At 55.9% G+C, this 4,157-nt stretch carries 5 protein-coding genes and 1 pseudogene; all 6 read left to right on the top strand.

Annotated features, from left to right (window positions below):
* Window positions 1–118, top strand: a pseudogene (locus F7R02_RS24530) (IS5-like element ISCARN85 family transposase); the annotation flags it as partial.
* A gap of 417 nt (window positions 119–535) precedes the next feature.
* Window positions 536–1,015, top strand: coding sequence for a JAB domain-containing protein (locus tag F7R02_RS24535; protein WP_151210273.1), 480 nt, complete (start codon window positions 536–538; stop codon window positions 1,013–1,015).
* 234 nt (window positions 1,016–1,249) lie between these two features.
* Window positions 1,250–1,888, top strand: a complete 639-nt coding sequence (locus F7R02_RS24540) for a DUF6988 family protein (protein ID WP_078588769.1) — start codon at window positions 1,250–1,252, stop codon at window positions 1,886–1,888.
* A gap of 102 nt (window positions 1,889–1,990) precedes the next feature.
* Window positions 1,991–2,641, top strand: coding sequence for a hypothetical protein (locus tag F7R02_RS24545; RefSeq protein ID WP_078588771.1), 651 nt, complete (start codon window positions 1,991–1,993; stop codon window positions 2,639–2,641).
* Between the two features lie 170 nt (window positions 2,642–2,811).
* Window positions 2,812–3,045 (top strand): hypothetical protein, encoded by a 234-nt coding sequence (locus tag F7R02_RS24550; protein ID WP_005923902.1) that lies wholly within the window; start codon window positions 2,812–2,814, stop codon window positions 3,043–3,045.
* Between the two features lie 93 nt (window positions 3,046–3,138).
* Window positions 3,139–4,157: ankyrin repeat domain-containing protein (locus tag F7R02_RS24555; RefSeq protein ID WP_151210275.1), on the top strand; the 1,019-nt coding region annotated here is incomplete at its 3' end.

A 4,157-nucleotide genomic window follows, 5' to 3' on the forward strand; every position in this document is an offset into this window, starting at 1 on the left:
ACTGTTCCGTCGCTTGAAAGGCTACCGCCGGATTTTCTCGCGCTTCGAGAAGCTGGATGTCATGTTCCTTGGATTCCTCAGCTTCGTCCTAGTCGTTGATGGGCTTCGGATGTGTTAACAGGCCCTAGTTTCATATTAATTCCAATGAATAAAACAGGGTTGTCGAGGTCTAATGGTCTTTGACAGCGTTGAGCATCTGCAGATTGAAGGTCTACCAAGAACGTCTTAACACACGCATTGTTCAAGAGCGAGCAGCGAGGGCAATGGCACGCCAGCAGCATGCAGCCCTCTTGGCGCCTCAACCACCGGCATGGGAGTAGCGCATCACTACTCTCCACCAGCGCTTGGCCTCTTGAAGGGAATCTTGGCTTCGCTGTCCCGACCGCAAGGACAGGCCTCCTTCTCGACGCTGACGCTTTGTTGCGGCCCTTCGCTGTGCGCCGCTTGCGCGGTGCTCGCTCTCGGGTGCGGTAAGGACGGACGCTTCGCCTGTCGGTTCCCACGAGGCGCACAACGCGCTGGTGGAGAAGAACCGATGAAGCGCACCCAAGACATCAAGGCCCAATACCAACTGCAGATGGACGAGGAGGGCATCTTGCTCGCAGCAGCCACCATCCTGGAACAACGCCTTCAACGCCAAGGCCGCATCCACAGCCCCGAGCAAGCTGGCGACTACCTCATTGCCCGCTGCGCTCACCTGCCGCACGAAGTCTTCGGGGTCGTCTTCCTGGACATCAAGCACCAGATCCTGGCAACCGAACATCTCTTCTTCGGCACTATCGACGGCTGCGATATTCATCCCCGAGTAGTCGCCAAGCGCGCCCTGGATTTGAACGCCGCTGCCGTCATCCTTTTCCACAATCACCCAAGCGGCAATCCGGAGCCAAGCGAAGCCGACCGCAAGGTCACCGAGCGCCTGCAGCAGGCTCTGGGCCTCCTCGACATCCGGGTGCTGGACCACCTGGTGATCGGCGGGCGTCAGCACACCAGCCTTGCAGCAAGAGGGTGGGCGTAGCCCTCCCTCTCTCTCATCGGCTGTTGGCATAGGGCCACCAGTGCGCCTGATCTTGCAAAAGATATGGCGCTACGCTTGAGTTCGGTCATCACGCTCTTTCGCCGCTGACGCCATTACGGCAAGATCCAAGTGAAAGAGATGCTGCTGAAAATTTTTACGGCATGGATAAAAATCGAAGGAGGGAGTTGTTGATGCGCCAGGATGCGATCCAACTGTTTCAATGCTTGGGGAGGCATGATGTTTGAGCAGGTTGAGAAGCTCTTTGAAGGTTCTGATGAGCTGTTGGAGGCATTGGCGCCCATCACATCGGCTCCGCCGTTTGATCAAAGTGATCGACTGCAAGTTTGTCGCGCGCTTTGCCTGCTTTCGATTGAGCACGCTGTTGCGAGTCGCTGCTTACTTGCAGCCGGTTCTGAGCCGTCCACCTTGGTCGTTCATCGGGCGCAGTTCGAAGCGCTGGTGCGCGCCGTGTGGGTCCTTTACTGCGCAAGCGACGCCGACGTGGCTTGCTTGCAAGAAGAGCTGACGCCGATCAGTGAGTCCGTGGCGGCTCGTTTGCCAATGCTATCCAAGATGCTGATCGCTCTTGAAGCGGTGAAGCAAGCAGCCGAGCCACTGCGGGTGTTTTTGGAGTTCAAGAAATACTCTTGGGCGGCACTCAACTCGTTTGTCCACGCGGGTGCACACGCGCTTCATCGGTTGCGAACGGGCTTCCCGCTTGAACTTGTTGAACTTGTGGTCAAACAAAGCAACGCGTTGGTCGTGATGGCTCACATGCAACTCGCAATCACAGCAGGTAGCCAAGAGGCGGTGCGCTGGGTTGCTAAGACGTCGGACGGATTTCCCGCTGTGCTTCCTCCACGAATACGTTAGGATTTTCAGGCAAGCGCCATCGCCCACAGGCTGTCAGGCTGATGAGTGGCAAGCTTGCGGCGCAAGTTGCTTGCAGTGAGACTTGAACGAAGGACGGTTTGGATGACAAATATCAGCAAGGCGGAAAGCTTCGAAGACGGATTTTTGCGGGCTGCGCTTGAAGTCATCGCAAAGCGCGATGAGCGCGAGGCCATCATCACCAGCCAGGATTTCGATGGCCTGAAGCAACGACTTGATCGCTCGGCGAGCACGACGCGCTTCACGCAAGCCATGGCGGAATTCTACCTCGGCATCCCGAGACGCCAATTCGACCAGTTCAAGCGTGAGCACGGCAATCCGTTTCTGATCAGCAAGAGCACGCCGAGATCTATCCCCAAAGTGGACCTCTTGACGTGGTATGCACAAGTCACCAAAGCCCGGGAGAAGATCCAAGATCCGATCTCGGGCAAATTCGGTCGAACGGGGAAGGGCATTCCATTCATTGTGATCCGTGAATCGGCTGGCAAGATCAAGAGCGTGATCTCACATGCGGGCATCACGGAGCTCGAAATGAGTGTGATTGAAGAAGCTTTTCAGCAAGGCGCAACGATCTTGGCCCTGACCATCGATCAAGCCTTGGCGCTGCCTTGGCAATCAAACCCTGAGAAGAGGCGTTGGCGAAACGCCTACCGGTTGCATCTGATGGCGGTCCATGCATCCAAGATGGCATGGCTGGATCGCCAAGAGTTAGACGAAGACACCAAGCCCGTTTAGCGCGGCGGCCCACCCGACGTATCGGCTGCCTGGTGCATCCGGGCGCTGGCGTTATCGGCGACGGATGAATGGATGTTCAGCGATCATGGCGATTTCGTCCTGTAGCGACGCGCCTGCGATGCATAGATTGCGTTCCGAAGCTTGGCAAGTCGTCAAGCGCGGAGAGCAAGATGAAATACACCATCGAGATCAATGCGACTGTCCAAGTCGCCCACTACATGACAGTTGAAGCAAGCTCGCCGCAGGAGGCGCTTGCTCAGTGCGATGTCGACACGATTGCGAACAGTGACTTCGATTTCGAAGAATGGTTTAGTGCACCCGAAATCCATCGCATCGAAGATGAAACCGGCACGCTCATTGCCTGTGACTACGAGGACCATGTTCCTGACATCGACGATCTGTAAGTCCCTTCTCGGCTTGTCCAATCGACTGATGCTGTCACGCTGCGATCTTGACGAAAGGCGTTTCGGCCTTAAGTTGAATGGAAAGGAGACGAAATGGACCAATCAATTAGAAGAAATATTAGACAAGCAGTGAAGCAGGGAAGCGAGACATATGTGCAGTCGCTTTGTCGGGCTCAGGATGATGCTGATGCTGCAGCACGCTACGCCATTGAGGTGGCAATCAAGAGCGGCAAAGAAGGCTTGGTTGATCAACTGGTGCCACTGTTGTCGAAGTCGTTTGCGGTCTATCCGCTTGATGTGGCTGCCAAGGCGGGTTCAGCGCGGGCAGTGGAGCAGCTCATGGTATTTTGCGACGCAGAGGATGACGAGGCATTGGTGCTTGCTGCCAGGCACGGGCACACGGAGTGTGTCAAACGCCTGCTCAAGGAGTGTAGTCCTTTGCAAGGCGATTCTCAGGCGCTGTATGAGGCAGCGCGTCATGGTCATGCGGATGTGGTCTTTCAATTGGTCCTGTTCTCAGATGCCAAGGCGCAGGGCAGTCGAGCGCTGATCGTCGCTTGTCGAGAGGGTCACTTGGAAGCGGTCAAGCATTTGTTGCCTTTCTCATCGAAGATCCAATGTGCGCTGCATGGCTTTGCGGCGGCGGCCGAGAACAATCATGCCGAGGTCGTTGAGTTCTTGATCGAAGCTGGTCTTCCAGATCCGGAAGACACGTTTTCGTTGGGTCTCAATGTTGCTGTTGCCAAAGGCCATGAACAGCTGGTGCGGACGATACTTTGGGCGATCGTCAGAACAGGCCATGCGCCGCGCGACTTTGGCGAGAAAGCACTGTTCGCTGCAGCAACGAAGGGCGATGCAGGAATTGTCAAGTCGATCTTGGAGTTCGCCCACAAGACCGCCTATCCAGAGGCCGGCTTGTTTGCTGCACTCCAAAATGACCATGATGAAGTGGCGGATGTTCTGGTTCGCCGAGTGAACCTAGATCACGTGCGCGAATTGATCTCGGACGAAGAGATCGAAGCCAAGCTTGATGAAGCGATTGCCAGACTTGACGCTACGAAGCAGCACAGAGAGCTTCAATCCAACGAGCGCAAGAGATTTGCGCAGAGCAA

Origin of the sequence: Xanthomonas cissicola (assembly GCF_008801575.1) — a bacterium.
GTDB lineage: Bacteria > Pseudomonadota > Gammaproteobacteria > Xanthomonadales > Xanthomonadaceae > Xanthomonas > Xanthomonas cissicola.

Excerpts from the sequence above, each read along its gene's own strand:
- F7R02_RS24535 (WP_151210273.1), top strand. The coding sequence starts at position 536 with ATGAAGCGCACCCAAGACATCAAGGCCCAATACCAACTGCAGATGGAC.
- F7R02_RS24540 (WP_078588769.1), top strand. The coding sequence starts at position 1,250 with ATGATGTTTGAGCAGGTTGAGAAGCTCTTTGAAGGTTCTGATGAGCTG.
- F7R02_RS24545 (WP_078588771.1), top strand. The coding sequence starts at position 1,991 with ATGACAAATATCAGCAAGGCGGAAAGCTTCGAAGACGGATTTTTGCGG.
- F7R02_RS24550 (WP_005923902.1), top strand. The coding sequence starts at position 2,812 with ATGAAATACACCATCGAGATCAATGCGACTGTCCAAGTCGCCCACTAC.